We start from the raw sequence: 16,244 nt of genomic DNA, 5'->3' as shown, positions 1-16,244 counted from the left end.
AGCGTCCGCGGAGATTCTCCGCGGACGCTGTTTTCTTTCTCGGAGTGTGTTTAAGAATCCCTGCGCTCGCGCGGGTCTGTCATTTCGAAGGAGGCGCCACACCGCACCATCGGCTCGCACGAAATCCGGCGCGCCGACTGAGAAATCTACTGTCTGCTGCTGGTGGCCCGCCGCACCGCTCCGGCACTGGCCCTGTCCGCCCGTGTCGTAGCCGCGAAGCAGGCACGGGCTACCGCGTCTGCCCTCCAGCAATCCGACAGTAGATTCCTCGGCCCTGCAGCCTCTGGTGTGAAAGCAGGCTACGGCGTGGCCGGGCCTCGGAATGACAGCGCTAATAGATCTGCCTGGATGCGCAGCGTCGGATTCTTAAACACGCTCTCAGGAGTTCCTGACGCTAGCGCCTGACTTCCTGAGGGAGCGCACACGAAGGAACCGGAAGGAACACAATCGATTCCGCGCGACCGAAGGATCTACGCTCGGACACAACGGGGCCAGATCCCGAGTTGCGATCCAGCCCATTCGTACTGCCGGCCAGATCCTTCGGTCGGCGCCAAGCTGTTTCGTGGCAGCGGGTCAGGCGCGGGCGCCTCCCTCAGGAAGTCAAAGCGACTCCGCTGTTCGTAAAGCACTTTCAGGGGTTCGATCCTCACCACGCGTCACCCGGCACCACTCCGGCTCTCAGCCGTCGCGGTACGGCACCTCGATCACCAGCCCGTCGTGCGCGGTGATGGCGTCGGGATACACCGCGCGGGCCTCGCGCTCCAGCAGGCGCGGGTCGTCGGCGTAGCGCGGAGAAAAGTGCGTGAGCGCCAGCCGAAGCACCCCCGCCTCGCGCGCCACCTCGGCGGCCTCGCGGGCGGTGGAGTGGCCGGTCTGCTGGGCGCGGTCGGCCTCGTCCTGCGCAAAGGTGGCCTCGTGGATCAGCAGGTCCGCCGCGCGGGAATGCTCGATCGTCGCCTTCGAGGGCCGCGTATCGCCCGTGTACACCACGCGCCGCCCCGGCCGCTCCGGCCCCACCAGGTCCTCCGCGCGAAAGACGCGGCCGTCCACCTCCACCGCCTCGCCGTGGTGCAGCCTGCCCCACAGCGGCCCCTCGGGAATCCCCATCTCGCGCGCCTTGGACGCGTCGAAGCGCCCCAGCCGCGGGTGCTCCACCACCGCGTAGCCCAGGGAAAGCCCACCGCGGTGCTGCGTGCGGAACGCCACCACGTCGTACAGGCCGCGCTTTACCGCGTCGCCCGGCGCCAGCTCGCGGATGCGCACCTCGAAGGGGACGCGCTCCACCCCCAGCTCCACCGCCTGCCGCAGCGTGTCGGTGGTGCCGCGCGGCGTCCACAGGTCGATGGGCTCTTCGCGCGCCTGCAGCCCCAGCGTGCGCAGCAGCCCGATGACGCCCAGGAAGTGGTCGGCGTGCAGGTGCGTAAAGAAGATGTCGCTGAACGAGAACCCCGTCCCGTAGCGCATCATCTGCCGCTGCGTCCCCTCGCCGCAGTCGAACATCATCACGTCGCCTTCGCGCTGGATGATGAGCGACGAGACGTTGCGGCCCACCGTGGGGCGCGCGGCGGCGGTGCCGAGGAAGGTTATGCGCATCCGGCAGCCTCCCTGGCAGAGAAGTGCGTGAGTGCGTGAGTGCGCGAGTGCGGTAGAGACCACTCTCGCACGTTCGCACTCTCGCACTTTCGCACTTCACTCCCGCACTGACGCACTACCGCACTCACGCACTCCCTCATGCAGTCGTGACCTCGACCCTCAGCCCCGGCTCGATCTCGGTCTTGGGGATCAGCGCCGGCCAGTACGCCATGATCTCCTGCACCGCCGGGCGCCCGCCCGCAAAGCCGGTCACCGACGGGGGGCCGGCCAGCACCAGCGGCGCAATCTCCTTGGTAAAGCGCTCCACGGCGGCGCGGTCCTGCCCGCGCACGCCCCAGCGCACCGTCACCTCGGGCAGGTCCGGCGGCGGCGGGCCGGCCAGGGGGCCGTGCGTGGCGTTCCACCCCACGTACTCCGTCAGCACCTCGTCGAACTTCAGCCCCATGCGGTCCATCCGCTCGCGCAGCACCCGGTCGGCCATCTGTGCCTTCTCCACCGCGTCGGGCCAGCTGTACACCAGCGTTCCCGTGGCCTTGTAGCCGTCGGAGTAGGCGATGCTCACCTTGAGCAGCGGCGTGGCCGGGCCGCCGCGCACGCCGTGCACGCGCACCCGGTCGGCGCCCGCCTCGGCCAGCCGGATGCTGGTGAAGTCGGCCACCACGTCGGGCGTGATGTAGCTGTGCGGATCGCCCATCTCGTACACCAGCTGCTCCTTGACGCTGGCCAGGCTCACCCGGCCGCCCGTGCCGTCGTGCTTGGTGACGATGAACGAGCCGTCCGGCGACGCCTCGATGATGGGATAGCCCACGTCCGCCAGCCCCGGGATGTTGCGCCAGTCCACCAGGTGGTTGCCGCCGGAGGCCTGCGCGCCGCACTCGTTGATGTGCCCCGCCACCACGCCCGCCGCGATGCGGTCGTGGTCGTCCACGCTCCAGCCGAACTCGTGGATCATGGGCGCGTACGTCAGCGCCGTGTCCGTCGACCGGCCGGTGATCACCACGTGCGCGTCCTGCCGAAGCGCCTCCACGATGGGCCGCGCGCCGATGTACGCGTTGGCGCTCTGTACGCGGTCGAGCACCGTGGACAGCGGCTCGCCCGTCTCCATGTTCCTGAGCTCCACCCCGCGCGCCAGCAGGTCGGGAAGGCGCTCCAGGATGTCGTCGCCGCTGATCATCGCCACCCGCGCGCGGCCGCCGAGCCCGACTTTGCGCGCCTCTTCCAGCACCGCGTCGCGGCAGCCGGCCGGGTTCACGCCGCCCGCGTTGGCGATCACGCGGATTCCGCGCTCCACCACGGCGGGGAGGATGTCGCCCATCAGCGGCACGAAGTCGCGCGCGTACCCCGCCTGCGGGTTGCGGCTGCGCTGCTTCTGCATGATCGACATGGTGACCTCGGCCAGGTAGTCGAGCATCAGGTAGTCGATGGGGCCGCCCTCCACCTGCTGCTTCGGGGCGTCCAGCTGGTCTCCCCAGAAGCCCTGGCCACTGGCGATGCGGATGGTCTGTTTCATCGGGTCGATGAGGGTCGATTTTGAAGCGCGCCGCGTGGGCGCGTGGATGTTTGTGCCGAGAAATTCCGTCAGCCCAGCGCCGCGCGGTCGCCCGCGTGCCGGCGGATGACGCGGCGTGCCTCGTCCGCCGCGCCACCCAGCAGGCGCAGCGGCAGATAGTGCGCCGTGTTCCGGTCGATCCAGAACAGCAGCACGCCGCCCGCCCGCTGCACCCTGCGGATCGCGGGCCACGCCGTGGTGACGCTGTTTCCGCCGCCCGCCAGCGTGAGCCCCGCGTCGTCCACCGTCATCCGCACGGGGACCACGCGGCCGTGGGTCAGCCCCCGCCGCAGCAGCGTCATGATCACGCCCAGCGCGGGGATCACCACCAGCGCCGCCGTCGCGCCGCCGATAGGCAGGTACAGGTTGTCGCGCACACCCTGAGGCCCCAGCGACCAGCGGAAAAGCGCCAGCAGCACCAGCGGCGCGCCGATGAAGTAGCCGGTGAGCTGCCTCCCCTGCCGCGACCGGAACCACACCTGCTGCTGGGCGGCCAATTCTTCCCACAGCGTCGGCGCGACGTCGACGGTGACCGCCGGTCCGCCCGGCGCCTCCCTCGGGGAAGCCGGCGGCGCGCCCGCCTGCGCCGCATCAGGCTTCGCCGCGGCCCCGCGGCCGCGGGCGATCAGCGCGCGCGCTTCGTCCAGCACGCCCGTTTCGCGCAGCACCCGCAGCGGCACGAAGAAGCCGCCCGCGTCGTCCAGGTCGAAGACGATGAACTCGTCCGTCTCCGTCGCCGCGCGCACCGCCGCCCAGGCGACGGTGTTGGCGCCGCGCGCGTCCGACGTGCGCACCCCGTGCTCCGACAGCGTCACCCGGGCCGGTCCGCCCGCCGCGCGGCGCATCCGCCGCACGTGCAGGATGTTGGGCAGCGGAGACAGGAACAGCGCGACGACGATGCCCAGCAGCACCCAGTCCGCAACGCCGAGCGAACCGTCGTCCGTGTACAGAAGCACCAGCCCCAGCGCAAGGCCGATGACCGCGCCCACGCGCTGCTGCGTGCGGACCTGGCGCCCGCGCCCGTGCCCCTGCGCCGCCCGCTGCGCCCGCAGGTGCTCCGCGAACGTGGGGTTCAGCTCGAAGCTCAGCTCCCGCGGCGGCGCGGGCGACAGGGGCATGGTCATCGACGGCGGGGTGTGCGCGAGCCGGATCATCGTCCCAAAAACAATCCGGAGGCCGCCCATGCAGCCTCCGGAGAGTCATATATCACCCGCCCCGCCGCGGCGGCAACCCGGGAAGGGATCAGGCTGGCCCCAGCACCTCTTCCACGCGTACTTCGCGCCCGCGCAGCGCGGGCGAATGGAAGGCCGCACCGCGGGGGTACTCGGCCACATTGCGGTAGTCGCCCGAGCCAGGCTCCAGGTGAACCACGACCACCTGCTTGGGCAAGTCGAGCACCCAGTATTCGGCGATCCCGGCCTGCGCATAATCCAGGCGCTTGTTCTTGCGATCGAAGTCGACCGTAGAATCCCCCACTTCCACGACCAGCAGGCACGCGGATGGTGACGGAAGCTCGCCGCTGCGCCGGGCATTGTGGGGGAACAGCGTAAGATCCGGATGGGGTTGGGATGCGGGAAGCTGAACCGGCATCTGGATGGATATCCGCACCTCGGGTCCTACGATCGGGCGCAGATAATCTTCGAGGGCGAAAACCGCTTCCATGTGACGAGGACCAATTGGAGTCATCTGGATGATCTCTCCGTCGATCAACTCCACCCGTTCGTCGGGTGCGATGATGCCGGCCTCGCCCATCCGCTGGAACTCCTCGACCGTGAAGCGCCGCTTCTGCGGCTCCGCTTCTGTCGTGAGATCCATCTCGATCTCGTTCTCCATCTCGATCGCGGTGCTCATCTGCGGCTCCTTGCTACCTCGCGACTACACGATCGACATGCAACGATAGGGCCCGACAAAGCGAACGGAGTGAACCCTAATCGCGCGGACCGGACACGTCAAGACTGTATCTTTTGGCGCCACCTGCGTGCACCTGCAAGGGACAAAGCGGGTCCGGACCGGGCGTATTCTCACCGCGGTTTCAGCACGTCATCCACAGCCACTTCCAGGCCGCCCAGTCCAGGCGAAGCCCACGACTCCCCGAAGCCGTATACGCGCACGTCCACGTACTGACCGGCGACGGGGCTCTGATGGACGGAAACCGTGTCGCGCGTCAGGTCCACCAGCCAGTACTCCGGAATGCCGGCGTGCGCGTAACGGCCGGCCTTTACGTGCCGGTCATACCGGAGCGAAGTGTCCGAGACTTCGATTACCACGAGTGCATCCTCATGCGTCGGATGCGCGTGCTCGTACTCGTCCTCACTGAGACGAAGGATCATCAGGTCCGGCATGGGCCGGTACTCGTCAGGAAGAAAGAGAGAGCCGTGGGAAAGCACGCTCGCGCCACGGACGCGTGGGTACAACAGACGCATCAGGCGAGCGACGCACGCGAAGTGCCGGGTCCCCTCCGGGGTCATTTCGATGATTTCCCCATCGATGAGTTCGACCCGCTCGTTCTCGGCAAGGACACCGATCTTACCAAGGCGATAGTAGTCGTCGCTCGAGAACCGGAAGGGAGCACCGGCCCGGAACGGAACGCCTTCGATCAGATTGGTCTCCGCCCGCGGGATGATGCCGGCGTCGGCCATGCGAGCCAGCTGCTGCTCGGTGAACCGGTACGGCTGGGCGAATTGAACGGCCATGCGTCCCTTCCTTCGATCGTGACCACGGAATGTTCGACAACAACGCATCTGGACGAAGAAGCGGACGGCATCAACTCTAATGCCGTCCGCTCCCCGCCGTCAATCTTGTCCAGTTCACGCCACCGGACGGATGCTTTACACGTGCGGCGGCAGGACGAAGGCGCCCAGGTGCGGGCCGGGGTTGTTGAGCGAGGTGCGCAGCGCCAGCGCCAGCGCGGCGCGCGTCTCGTCCGGCTGCACGATGGCGTCCACGAAACCGCGCGCGGCGGCGTAGCGGGCATCCAGCTGCTTGTCGTAGTCGGCGCGCACGGCCGCCATCTTGGCCTTCATCTCCTCGTCCGGCTGCTTGCCTTCCTTCTTGAGCGCCTCCAGCTGAGGGCCGAACAGGGCCGCCACGGCGCTGTCGCCCTCCATCACCCCCATGCGCCCCGTGGGCCAGGTGAAGATGAAGTCGGGGTCGAAGCCCTGGCCCGCCATGGCGTAGTACCCCGCGCCCGATGCGTGGTTGATCGTCAGCACGATCTTGGGCACGCCGGCCGTCGCCATGGCCTCCACGAAGCGGGCGCCGGCGCGGATGATCCCCGAGTGCTCGGCCTGCGACCCCACCATGAAGCCGCTGACGTCCTGCACGAACAGGATGGGCGTGCCGTGGCGGCTCAGCGTCTCGATGAAGAACGCCACCTTGTCCGCCGAATCGGCGTAGATGATGCCGCCGAACTTGGGCGCGCCGCCGTGCGGGTCCTTCAGCATTCCCCGCGCGTTGGCGATCACGCCCACGGGCACGCCCTGGATGCGCGCGTGGCCGCAGATCATCTCCGGCGCGTAGTCGGCCTGGAACTCGTCCAGCACGCCACCGTCCAGAATGCACCCCAGCACCTGGCGCATGTCGTACGGCTGCTTGTGGTCTTCGGGGAGCAGGTCGAACAGGTCCGCCTCGGGCCGCGCGCCCGGCCTCGTCTCGCCGATGGGCAGCGCGGACGCGGCCTCGCGGGGAAGCTGCTTCACCAGCTCGCGGATGCGCGAGATGCAGGTGCGGTCGTCCGGCGTGCGGTAGTGCGCCACGCCGCTGATGGCGTTGTGCGTCAGCGCGCCGCCGAGCGTCTCGCCGTCCACCGTCTGCCCCGTGGCGCCTTTTACCAGATTCGGCCCGCCCAGCCCCATGAACGACGTGCCCTCCACCATCAAAATCACGTCGCTCAGCGCGGGGAGGTACGCCCCGCCGGCGATGCACGGCCCCATGACGGCGGCGATCTGCGGCACCTTGAGGTAGCGCCGCATGATGCTGTTGTAATAGAAGATGCGCGACGCGCCGTACTGCCCGGGAAACACGCCGCCCTGGTACGGCAGGTTCACGCCGGCGCTGTCGACCAGGTAGATGATGGGGACACGGCAGCGCATGGCGATCTCCTGCGCGCGCAGCATCTTGGTGATGGTCTCGGGCCACCACGACCCCGCCTTGACGGTGGCGTCGTTGGCGATGACCACCACCTCGCGCCCGCACACGGTGCCGAAGCCCGTCACCACGCCGGCGCCCGGCGCCTGCCCCTCGTACTGGTCGTAGGCGACCAGCAGGCCCACTTCCTGGAAGCGGGTGCGCGGGTCCATCAGCAGGGCGATGCGCTCGCGCGCGGTCAGCTTGCCGTCGTCGTGCTGCTTCTGGATGCGCTTGGCCCCCCCGCCCTGCCGCAGCCGCGCCTCCAGTTCGCGCACCTCGCGGGCAAGCGTGCGGGCGCGCCCCTTCGCGGGCGGCGCCTCGGCTTCGGGAGTATCGATGCCGGCAGGGGTCATCCGGCCCTCGCCGGGACGGGACGGGGCATGCTCCACCGGAGCCGTTCGTTCGCTTGGGGCATTCTCTTGCGGTCGATCTCGCGGGGGCCCGAAAGCCGACCCGCCGGTTGCGTGGGAACGGCTCAACTTAGGCCGCGTCTGGGCCATGCGGCAAGCGCCCGGCGGGACAGACGGGGAGAACATGGGTGGCGCAGAGGGCGTTCATGTGAGGTCCAATTCACGCTCTCCGCAGAAAATGGTCTTTCGCGAGTACTCCAACTATCTTCCAGACGCGTACCTCCGCTGCCTGTCTCCACGCTTCATCGCACGCCATCCGACCAGCGTCCATGAGCGATAAGATTCGGATTTTCATCAGCTACAGCCATGACTCGCCGGAGCACGAGCAGCGGGTGCTCGCGCTCTCGGAACGGCTTCGCCAGGACGGCATCGACGCCCAGGTGGATCAGTACGTCAACGGTACGCCGCCCGGGGGATGGGCCCGGTGGATGCTCGATGAACTGGATGCAGCGGAGTTCGTCCTGCTGGTCTGCACCGAGACCTACCACCGTCGCTTCCGCGGACACGAGCAGCCCGGAAAGGGCAAAGGTGCGGATTGGGAAGGCGCGCTCATCACGCAGGAAGCCTACGACGCCCGCAGCCATACGCTGAAGTTCGTCCCCATCCTCTTCGATTACGCCGACGAACGCTACATCCCTGAGCCGTTGCGCTCAGTCACGCACTACACGCTGGATTCAGAGGCTGCCTACGAGCGGCTCTACGAATTCCTGCTTGGCGAGGCAGGGGTAGAGCCGCGGACCCTCGGCGACGTGCGGCGGAAGGGGCGTAGGCGCGGGGAGCCACTCTCGTTTGCCGCAGAACCCGCCGCCGGTACCCCAGACATCTCCAAAACGAAGGCGCAGCTCTTTGCGCCCTCCTCGCCACAGAAGATCGCGCCGACGCGGCTGCGGCATTCAGCGGAGAAGCTAATTGGGCGAGATGAGGAGTTGGCGCGACTAGATGCAGCGTGGGCCGATCCCGCGACACGCGTCCTCACCATTGTGGCTTTCGGTGGCGTGGGCAAGACGTCGCTGGTCGCGCACTGGGCTGCGGCGCTGGCGCAACGCGGCTACGACGGCGCCTCGTACTTCGACTGGTCGTTCTACAGCCAGGGAACGCGAGAACAGGGCGGCGCCTCGGCAGACCAGTTCATCAATCGCGCGCTGGAGTTTTTTGGCGACGCGGAGATGGCCGCCGGCGCCGTCTCGCCGTGGGACAAGGGCGCCCGGCTGGCGCAGCTTGTGGCGGAGCGGCGGGCGCTACTGGTGCTAGACGGACTGGAGCCGCTGCAGTACCCGCCCGGCCCGCTAGCCGGTGAACTGCGCGATCCCGCTGTCGCGTCTCTGCTGAAGGGGCTCGCTCAACGCAACTCCAGTTTGTGCGTGGTAACGACGCGTGAGCGCGTGAGCGACCTTGCCTCATTCCGCGCATCCACCGCGCCTGAACTGTGGCTAGAACGCCTGTCCACACTTGCCGGTATCGATCTTCTTCGCACCTTGGGCGTCAAGGGAAGCGAGAAAGAACTGAAGGCACTGGTGGATGAGGTGGAGGGACACGCGCTCACGCTGGACCTACTGGGCCGCTACCTCGTCCGTGCCCACGAGGGCGACGTCCGCCGGCGAGACCGGGTGCGATTCGAAAAGGCGGACAAGAGTATCCAGGGTGGTCACGCCTTCAAGGCAATGGCGGCGTACGAGCGATGGCTGACGGATGGAGGCGAGGAGGGCGCGCGCCAACTCGCAATCCTCCGCCTGATGGGACTGTTCGACCGTCCGTCCGACGCCGCATGCCTGGACGCGCTACGCCAACCGCCGGTCATTGCGGGACTAACGGAACCCATTGTGGACCTTACGGAGGAGGAGTGGAACTTGGCCGTGGCTGCGTTGAGCGACTGCGGCTTGGTATCGGCGTCGGACTCAGGAGATTCGGGAGCGCTCGATGCCCACCCGCTGATCCGCGAGTACTTCGCGAAGCGGCTCCGCGACCACACCCCCGCAGCGTGGCGGAAGGGACACTCACGCCTCTACGAACATCTCCGCGATAGCGTGGAGCACCGGCCGGACACACTCGATGGACTCCAGCCGCTGTACCAGGCTGTGGCGCACGGCTGCCACGCGCAACGACATCAGGAAGCGTGTGACAGGGTCTACTGGGAACGGATTCTGCGCGGCCAAGCCTATAGCATCAAGCACCTTGGAGCTTTCGCCGCTGACCTGAGCGCCGTGGCCTGCTTCTTCGATCAGCCGTGGGCCAAGATTTCTCCGCTTATAAGACGAAAATCCCGGTCTTGGCTTCTTTACGAAACCGCATTCCGCCTACGAGCGCTCGGCCGTCTCTCCGAAGCTCTCCAGCCCATGCGAGCCGCCCTGACAATGGCGGTTGAGGAGAAGCAGTGGGCGAATGGAGCGATCGGCGCCGGCAACTTGGCCGAGTTGGAACTGACCGTGGGTGACATAGGGCGAGCGGTGGTGGTTGCAGAGGAGGCTGTGCGCCACGCCGACCGCAGCGGCGACGCATTTCACCGTATGGCTCGTCGTACAGACCTTGCCAACGCTCTGCATCAGGCGGACCGCCGTGACAAGGCATGGGTGCTCTTTCACGAAGCGGAGGAAATGCAGGCGGAACGGCAGCCGCAATACCCTCTCCTGTACTCGCTGCAAGGATTCCGGTATTGCGATCTGCGTCTGAGCGAGCCGGAGCGAATTGCCTGGCGGTGTGTGCTCGGCTTGCGAGAGCCCGCCGCAGGCCAAGGTGGGGTTGAGATCGACGAGGTTGCCACCTGCCGCGATGTGGAGTACCGAGCTGTTCGGACACTGAGGGAGAACAGAACCTCAATCCTCACTATCGCGCAGGACCACCTGACCTTGGGACGCGCGTCGTTGTACCAATGCATCGTGCAATCTCGTGAGTCGGCACGCCAAGCAGTTCTGGGTACCGCGCCGCTGATTGATCCGGCCGCTGCTCAGAACCACCTGGACGCCGCCGTCGGTGGTCACCGCCGCGCAGGCCAGATCGACTATCTTTCACGGGGTCTGCTAAGTCGCGCGTGGCTGCGGTACTGGACAGGCGACTTCAATGGCGCGCGCACAGACTTGGATGAAGCGTGGGAGATCGCCGAGCGCGGGCCCATGCGGCTGCACATGGCGGACATCCACCTTTACCGGGCGCGGCTGTTCCACGCGGTAACGCCGTATCCGTGGGACAGCCCGCACGCGGACCTCGCCGCCGCGCGCAAGCTCATTGAGGAGTGCGGCTACTGGCGGCGCAAGGAAGAGTTGGAAGACGCCGAGACTGCGGCGGAAAACTGGTAGGCGGAGACGCGGAAGCAGCTAAACGAGCCGGAGCACACCGGCGCGCATCGACGAAGTGACGATGCGCGCCGATTGCTATCGCGGCGTGCTCCGGCGCTGAGATCGGGGCGGAGGGACCGCCCTGACGGTCACGATGCCACGGCCTCGCGGTCGCGGCCGTGCTCGGCGAACCAGCCGCGGATGTAGTCGACCGCCTGCACGGTGGTGGTGCCCGGGCCGAACAGCTTGCCGATGCCGCGGCTTTCCAGCGCGCGCATGTCCTCTTCGGGGATGATGCCGCCGCCGGTGATGAGGATGTGGTCGGCGCTTTCGGCCTTCAACGCCTCGTGCACCGCCGGGAACAGCGTCATGTGCGCGCCGGACAGGATGGAGAGCGCCACCACGTCCACGTCTTCCTGGATGGCGGCGTTGACGATCATCTCCGGCGTCTGGTGCAGGCCGGTGTAAATGACCTCCATGCCGGCGTCGCGCAGCGCGGCGGCAACCACCTTGGCGCCGCGGTCGTGGCCGTCCAGCCCCGGCTTGGCCACCAGCACCCGGATCTTCCGTTCAGGCATATGATGAATCTGGCGTGCGTTCGTGTGCGGGTTCCCGCCTGCCACCCGAACCGGGCGCAGACCGCGCAACATAAGGCGGGTTGCGAGCCTGCGGCAAGCAAGCGTTGCAGCCCGCGTGCCGCTTCGGCGCGTAGTCTCCAGGTTCGTGCCGCACGGCACGCGGGAGCGAGTGAGCTCGCCGCAACAACGGCGGAAAGCCCCGCAAACGGCGCGGGGCTTCACGTTGGGATGCTTTGCTGCCGTCTCGGCGGGCGGAAGCGGCGGCCACCGTCCGCGGGAGCGGACTTCGTGAATTCCCAGGTCGCGGTTTATGCCCATTGCGGATCTGACTTCGGTGGTCGCCGTGTTGCGGACGCGCAGGTGCTTGGGACGCCGCAGAGGCCAGGCCGCCGAGTCCGCGAAGGCGGACTTCGCGACTTTCCAGCGGCGAATTCATTCGCTCCAGCGGGCGGACGGCTCGTTACCGGATTGGAATCGCAACGAGCATCAACCGCCACGACTCGGGCTCGCCCGGCGCATCACGGCAGCGAGGCACGGATGCGAGCGGCGGATTCGTCGATCATCCGCGCCAGCTCGGGGGCGGGGTGCCAGCGGCCGGCGCGCATCACGCCGGCGATGCGTTGCGTGTTGCGGATGTCGGCCAGCGGATCGGCATCCAGCAGCACCAGGTCGGCGCGCTTGCCGGGCTCGACCGTGCCGCTTTCCGCAAGCGTGCCCAGCCACTCGGCGGGGTTGCGCGTGGCGGCCTCCAGCGCGGCGTACGGCGGCAGGCCGGCCTCGACCAGGCTCTGCAGCTCGCGGTGCAGGCTCCAGCCGTACACCAGGAACAGCTCGGGCGAGTCGCTGCCGGCCAGGATGCGGCCGCCGGCCTGGTGAATGGCGCGCACGATCCGGTTGCGCGCCTCCACGTACCGCGCCCGCCGCGCCGCCGACGGCGGGTTGCGCCAGTAGTAGTCGCGCCCCGCCACCATCTGCCGGCGCAGCGAGTCCGGGAGCACCGCGTAGTCCAGCCGCGCCTGGATCACCGAATCCGGCTGCCCCGTGCCGAACGCCAGCTTGAAGAACGTCAGCGTGGGCGTACTCCACACCCCCGCGGCGGCGGTGGCGCGGCCCAGCGAGTCCAGCTTCGCGTCATCCAGCCAGTCCACGCTCTCCCAGTTGGCCGCGCGATAGATGAAGTAGTCGCTCACGGAGCCCGTCATCGGCGCGCCGTCGCGCAGGGCGGCTTCGAAGTACATCGCCAGGTGCTCGATCTGCTGCCCGGCGGCCAATGCGCGCGCCAGTCCCACCTGCGGGTCCACGTGCCCGATCACCTTGATGCCGCGCCGCGCCGCCTCGTCCACGATGGCCTCGTAGACGGGAAGCGAGATGAACAGCGTGAGCTTGATGAAGTCGTACCCCTGGTCCGCCACCTGGCGCACCGCGGCGCGCGCCTCCTCCGGCGTGGCCACCACCACGCCGTTGAAGTGCGGCTCACCGTACCGCCGCCCGGCGAACTGCGGGCTGGCGAGAAAGAGTGTCGGCCCGGGGATCTCGCCGCTGGCGACGCGCGCCCGCAGCGGGAGCTGCTCCGGCGTGCCGATCATCAGCCGCGCCGTGGTGACACCGTTGGCCAGCATGATCCGCAGCTCGTCCGCCGCCACCGAGTCCGGCACCGGGCCGTCGCTGAACAGGTGCGCGTGCATGTCGGTCAGCCCGGGAATCAGCCACTTCCCCGCCCCGTCCACCCGCCGCGCATCCGCCGGCACCGGCACGCTCGCCGCCGGCCCCACCGCCACGATGCGCCCGCCGCGCACCAGCACCGTCTGGTCCGCCAGCACGCGTTCGCGGTCCATGGGGATCACGGACACGTTGGTGATCGCCACCGCCTCCTGCGCCGCGGCCGGCGTGCGAGCCAGGGTGAGAAGGGCGCCGATCAGGATCCCGGTGGCGAATCGCATTCGCGTTTCCTGCGGATGGAGAGACGGGTCGCGCCATCGGTCCGACGGCGCGTGGATGCGGAAACGCTACCGCGGGGTGTGGATCCGCGGAACGCGTACGGTGTGGATTCCGGGATGATGGGACGAGGCGTGCAGGCGCGTGACGAATGGCGTGGGGCCGGGAGCGCGGTGCTAAGGGATTCGCACGCAGCAACGGAAAAGCGGCGCGCAGTTCGTGCGCGCCGCCCATCATCCGTCAGAGGGTGTTCAAGATCAGCCTGGCCGCGTTGACTTCCCGAGGGAGGCGCCGCGCCTGACCCGCAGCTACGAAGAAGCCTGGCGCCGACCGAAGGATCTAGCCGGCAGTACGAATGGGCTGGATCGCAACTCGGAATCTGGCCCCGTCGTGCCCGAGAGTAGATCCTTCGGTCGCGCGCAACCGATCGTGTACCTTCCGGGCTTTCCGTGTGCGCTCCCTCAGGAAGTCAGGCGCTTGCGTCCGGAACTCGGAACTTGAACACACTCTCATCACCGCGGCGAATCAGTCCGCCGCGCTGCGGCAGATGTGCGTCCCCGTCCCCGTCGCGGTCGCCGACTGGCTGTCCGTGACCGTGGCGGTGACCTGCAGGGTCCAGCCGACGGTGCAGTTGCCCGAGACGTAGGGACCCGAGCCGCTGGCGGTGAACGGGCCGTACCAGTAGCCCAGCCGGTGCTGCGTCCAGCTGAGCGCATAGCTCACGTAGGTGCCGCTTCCGCCGCTTACGTCCACGTAGCACCCGAACGTGCCTCCGCCGTTGTTGTTGCAGTACACCCCGTTGACAGTGAGCGTCGTCTCCGCCCGGGTCGCGCGGCCAAAGCCCGCCAGCGCGAGAACGGCGGCAACGGGAAAAAGATACCGGGTGCGGCGCATCGTAGCCTCCAACGAAACAGGTGAGTCGTGTGGGAGGATGACGATACAACGCCCGCGTTTATCCGTCAAATAACGTCGGGAAAGATACAAAAACCTGCACGCATCCACTCCGGCGTCGCGCCGCGTGAAGAGCGGGGCGGCATCCGCGATGCCGCCCCGCACTCACGCACTCACGCACTTACGCACTTACGCACCCGCCGTCACCGTGGATTCCGCGCGGCGATGGCCTCCAGGCGCGTCCGGATCTCGTCCGCCGGAATCCAGCGGCCGCGCGCCATCACGCCGGCGATGCGCTGCAGGTTGGCGACGTCGGCCAGGGGGTCGGCATCCAGCAGCAGCAGGTCGGCGCGGCGGCCCACGGCGATGGTGCCGAACGCGTCGTTGCGCTGAAAGTACTCGCCCACGTTGCGCGTGCCGGTGGCCAGGATGTCGTACGGCGTCATTCCCGCGGCGCGCATGCGGGGAAACTCGCGGTGAAGCGAAAAGCCGGGAACGCTGAACTGCTGCGGCGCGTCCGTGCCCATCAGGATGCGCGCGCCGCCGCGGTGCAGCGCCGCCAGCGCCTGCTGGCGTGCCTCGATCAGCCGCCGGTTCGCAGCGGGATCACTGAACTCGGCGGAGGCGCGGCGCTGGTTATATGCGTTCACCCACGACTGCACGGACTGCCGCGACACGTAGCGAAGCTCGGGATACGCCAGCAGCGAGTCCAGCGGCAGGGTGGTGAACAGCACCTCCCACAGCGCCATGGTGGGCACCACCGCCGCGCCCGCCGCGCGCGTGGCCCGCACCGCCGAGTCCAGCTTCGCCGGGTCGATGCGGCCCTGCGCGTCGGCCGCGTACTCCACGTAGCCGTCCACGTGGTCAAAGGTCTCCTGCCCCATGGCGATGGCGTGCATCAGCCCCACGTCCTCGGGCACGTGGCCGCCAAAGCGCAGGCCTTCCTGCGCGGCCGTGCGCGCCATGGCGTCGAACTCCGCGCGGTTCAGGCCGGGGTGCACCTTCAGCAGGTCCCACCCCTGCGCGCGCTGCTCGCGCACCATCCGCACGGCGTCGTCCGGGCTGTTGACGGAGTTGCCGTTGAAGCTGGGGCCGGCCAGGTACAGCGTGGGCCCCAGCAGCTCGCCGCGGCTGGTGCGGCGGCGTAGCTCCAGCTGCCCCTCGGCGCCCAGCATTCCCCGCACGGTGGTGATGCCGCTGGCCAGGTACAGGAACAGCACGTCCTCGGTCTGCTGCGCCGGCGCGCTGGGTGGGGGTACGTGGCCGTGCATCTCGGCCAGCCCGGGCGTAAGGTACTTGCCGCGTGCGTCGATGCGCCGCGCTCCGTTGGGGACGGCCACGGACCCGCTGGGCCCCACCGCCACGATGCGGTCGCCCCGCACCACCACGGTGTGGCCGGGGAGCGCGCGCTCGTCGGTCATGGGGATGACGGTCACGTTCTCGAACGCCGTCACCTCGTCCGCGCCGATCTGCGCGCATGCGGTGGAGGGGACGGCGGCGCCCAGCAGCAGCGCGGCGGCGAAGACGATGCGGGAGAGCGGGGCGAGCTTCATCGGCGAACCCTGGGGACAGGTGGATGCTTGGAGATGGGTGGAAGCGAAAAATTTAGCAGCCATACTGCATCGGATCGGGCCGATGCGCCAGAGACGTGGGACGAGACGTGTGGGATCGGGAATGGATTGGTGATGGCAGGGATCGGCCTGCGCCGGCGGGAGCCCTCACCCGCTCGCGCCCTCTCGCGCCAGCGAAGAGGATATAGACTTCGAACGATCCAGCGACGCCCACGCCACCCTGCCGAATCTCTCAACCCGGACAATCCGCGAAGGCGGATTTCGTGTGGTTGTTGCAGCGAATTCATTCGCCATTGCAAGCCTGGCGAGCTGCGACGGGG

11 protein-coding genes are annotated in these 16,244 nt (G+C 68.3%); 1 reads left to right on the top strand and 10 read right to left on the bottom strand.

Translation table 11 applies throughout. The annotated features are described in order from the left end of the window. Positions 1-678 precede the first annotated feature (678 nt). The 6 genes from rnz to VGC13_RS14030 form a co-directional block, all read right to left on the bottom strand. Positions 679-1,593, bottom strand: coding sequence for a ribonuclease Z (gene rnz, locus VGC13_RS14055; RefSeq protein ID WP_331125890.1), 915 nt, complete (start codon positions 1,591-1,593; stop codon positions 679-681). Positions 1,594-1,729: 136 nt separating this feature from the next. Further along, entirely contained in the window at positions 1,730-3,103 is a 1,374-nt protein-coding gene (locus VGC13_RS14050) for an acyclic terpene utilization AtuA family protein (protein WP_331125889.1), read from the bottom strand. A gap of 68 nt (positions 3,104-3,171) precedes the next feature. After that, positions 3,172-4,266, bottom strand: coding sequence for a YcxB family protein (locus VGC13_RS14045; protein ID WP_331125888.1), 1,095 nt, complete (start codon positions 4,264-4,266; stop codon positions 3,172-3,174). Between the two features lie 118 nt (positions 4,267-4,384). Beyond that, positions 4,385-4,993: a Uma2 family endonuclease gene (locus VGC13_RS14040; protein WP_331125887.1), complete on the bottom strand. Its 609-nt coding sequence runs from the start codon at positions 4,991-4,993 to the stop codon at positions 4,385-4,387. Between the two features lie 170 nt (positions 4,994-5,163). Next, a complete protein-coding gene (locus tag VGC13_RS14035; RefSeq protein ID WP_331125886.1) occupies positions 5,164-5,835 on the bottom strand; it encodes a Uma2 family endonuclease in 672 nt (223 codons plus the stop codon). Positions 5,836-5,970: 135 nt separating this feature from the next. Continuing rightward, positions 5,971-7,623: an acyl-CoA carboxylase subunit beta gene (locus VGC13_RS14030; RefSeq protein ID WP_331125885.1), complete on the bottom strand. Its 1,653-nt coding sequence runs from the start codon at positions 7,621-7,623 to the stop codon at positions 5,971-5,973. A 326-nt stretch (positions 7,624-7,949) separates the two neighbouring features. Between VGC13_RS14030 and VGC13_RS14025 the strand changes: the two genes are divergently transcribed. Then, positions 7,950-10,970 carry an SEFIR domain-containing protein gene (locus VGC13_RS14025; RefSeq protein WP_331125884.1) on the top strand — a complete coding sequence of 1,007 codons (3,021 nt, stop codon included), beginning with the start codon at positions 7,950-7,952 and terminating at the stop codon, positions 10,968-10,970. A gap of 128 nt (positions 10,971-11,098) precedes the next feature. Here the strand turns inward: VGC13_RS14025 and VGC13_RS14020 are convergent, their stop codons facing one another. The 4 genes from VGC13_RS14020 to VGC13_RS14005 form a co-directional block, all read right to left on the bottom strand. Further along, on the bottom strand, positions 11,099-11,527 hold the full coding sequence (locus VGC13_RS14020; RefSeq protein ID WP_331125883.1) for a cobalamin B12-binding domain-containing protein: 429 nt from the start codon (positions 11,525-11,527) through the stop codon (positions 11,099-11,101). 518 nt (positions 11,528-12,045) lie between these two features. Next, complete coding sequence (locus VGC13_RS14015) at positions 12,046-13,467, bottom strand: amidohydrolase family protein (RefSeq protein WP_331125882.1); 1,422 nt, start codon at positions 13,465-13,467, stop codon at positions 12,046-12,048. A 520-nt stretch (positions 13,468-13,987) separates the two neighbouring features. Continuing rightward, positions 13,988-14,356, bottom strand: a complete 369-nt coding sequence (locus VGC13_RS14010) for a hypothetical protein (RefSeq protein ID WP_331125881.1) — start codon at positions 14,354-14,356, stop codon at positions 13,988-13,990. A 200-nt stretch (positions 14,357-14,556) separates the two neighbouring features. Next, entirely contained in the window at positions 14,557-15,906 is a 1,350-nt protein-coding gene (locus VGC13_RS14005) for an amidohydrolase family protein (protein WP_331125880.1), read from the bottom strand. Between the last annotated feature and the right edge of the window lie 338 nt (positions 15,907-16,244).

Origin of the sequence: Longimicrobium sp. (assembly GCF_036399255.1) — a bacterium.
Classification (GTDB): Bacteria; Gemmatimonadota; Gemmatimonadetes; order Longimicrobiales; family Longimicrobiaceae; genus Longimicrobium.
The sequence above is the reverse complement of the archived record's forward strand: the minus strand, read 5'-3'. Positions and strand labels throughout refer to the sequence as shown.